The sequence below is a fragment of the Xenorhabdus lircayensis genome (assembly GCF_016306625.1).
In the GTDB taxonomy this organism is placed as follows: Bacteria; Pseudomonadota; Gammaproteobacteria; order Enterobacterales; family Enterobacteriaceae; genus Xenorhabdus; species Xenorhabdus lircayensis.
In genome coordinates this window covers 1-2,122 of the sequence record NZ_JACOII010000069.1, presented here as the reverse complement: position 1 = coordinate 2,122, position 2,122 = coordinate 1, and the positions used below count along the sequence as shown (strand labels likewise).

1 protein-coding gene is annotated in these 2,122 nt (G+C 60.8%); it reads right to left on the bottom strand.

Going from position 1 to position 2,122, the window contains the following annotated elements:
- Positions 1–2,122 (bottom strand): condensation domain-containing protein (locus H8A87_RS18285; RefSeq protein WP_198691343.1); only part of this gene is annotated, 2,122 nt, incomplete at both ends.

Below are 2,122 nucleotides of genomic sequence, written 5' to 3'. Positions count from 1 at the left end.
CCGCCTGTGTGGCGTTGAAATCCATCAGCAGTTGTTGTTGCTCTGCCACAGACAGCATCGGCAGGGACGGGATAGTGTGTGTGACATCGGTGGCCATCGCCGTCAGGACCTTCTCAAGGTAGCCCGCCAGGCGAACCACGGTCGCCTGATCAAACAGATCGGTCGCATATTCCAGCCCCCCCACCAAACCGTCGTTGGTTTCAGTCAGCGACAGCGTCAGATCAAATTGGCTGCTGCGCTGCGGTTGCTCAACGAGCGAAAGTGCCAGCCCGGGCAGTTCCAGCGCCTGAGCCGGGGTGTTGTTCAGCGCCAGCATGACCTGGAAGACCGGGCTGTAACTCAGGCTGCGGGCCGGCTGCAATGCTTCCACCACCTGTTCGAAAGGCAGGTCCTGATGGGCATAGGCCGCCAGTGTGCGTTCGCGAACCTGAGCCAGCAGTTCCGCCACGGTGTGGCACTGGCCGGGTTCAATACGCAGGGCCAGCGTATTGGCGAAGAAACCAATTAATGCTTCGGTTTCGCTGTGCTGGCGGTTGGCCACGGGGGTGCCAATGACGATATCGTCCTGACCGCTGAGGCGGGCAAGCACCACTGCCCAGGCCGCGAGCAGGGTCATAAACAGGGTCGTGCCCTGATGTTGCCCTCCGGCCTTGAGGGAAGTGAGGACTTCCGTATCCAGATGGAAAGGCACCCGGCTGCCGGCATAACGCTGTACTGACGGGCGTGGGCGGTCCGTGGGCAATTCCAGCAAGGCGGGCGCGCCCTGCAATTGGCTGCACCAGAAATCACGCAGGCCGGTCAGGCGGTCTCCCTGCAACGCGTTGCGCTGCCAGACGGCATAGTCGGCATACTGGATAGGCAGGGACGGCAAGGCCGCCGCCTGACCCGCCAGAGCGGCCTGATAAAGCGCCGCCAGTTCGCGGACCATGATACCGATGGACCAGCCGTCAGAGATGATATGGTGCTGGGTAAACAGCAGCACATGCTCCTCATCGGCCAGTTGCAGCAACTGGCCGCGGATCAGCGGGCCCTGAGTCAGATCGAAAGGGGCGCAAACCTCATATTCGGTCAGTTCGGCCACGCGACGGGCCCGGGCCGTTTCGTTCAGGGCGCGCAGATCCAGACAGGGGAGTGCAAAACTGGTGTCGGCGGAAGCAACCTGCTGGCAGGGCTGACCGTCAACCAACGTAAAGTGGGTACGCAGGCTCGCCTGGCGGGCGACCAGGTTATTGAGCGCCACGGTGAGGGCCTGAGAGTCAAGTTGACCGGCAAGCTGCAATACCGCGGGAATATGGTAGGACAGGCTGGCAGCGGAATCGAGTTGGTCGAGGAACCACAATCGCTGCTGGGCAAAAGAGAGTGGCAGGGGCACTTCGCGATCGGCAACAGGGATAACAGTCTGGTCGATGACGGAGGCATCCGTAAGTGTCTGAGCGAGGTCAATCAGGACAGGCTGGGCAAAGAGTTGAGCCAGCGGCAGCTCCAGAGCTAACTCTTGGCGTACGCGTGTCGTGCACTGAACTGCGAGTAATGAGTGACCACCAAGTTTAAAGAAATGGTCATAACGCCCGACACACTCCAGCCCCAGCAGGTCTTGCCAGATCTGGGCCAGCGTGGTTTCCAGTTTGCCCACGGGCGCTTCATAAGCATGCATTGCCACGGCAGACTGGCCAGGGGCTGGCAGTGATTTGCGGTCGAGTTTGCCATTGGGCGTGAGCGGGAAACTCTCCAGCATCACAAAGGCACTGGGGAGCATGTACTCAGCCAGATGTTGTGCAAGCTGTTGGCGCAGTTCAGCCGGTACCAGTTCAACGCCGGACTGCGACCGGAGATAGGCCACCAGGCGGGTGTCGCCCGGCATGTCTTCGCGGGCAACGACAACCGCTTCTTCTACCCCCGGATACTGAATGAGTTGGGTTTCGATTTCCCCCAGCTCAATGCGGAAGCCGCGCAGCTTGACCTGAAAATCGTTACGGCCGAGGTATTCGATATTGCCATCCGGCAGCCAGCGGCCGAGATCGCCGGTTTTATACAGCCGGGCACCCGATACGGCTGAGAACGGGTCGGGAATAAAGCGTTCCGCTGTCAATTCTGGGCGGTTAAGGTAGCCGCGGGCCACACC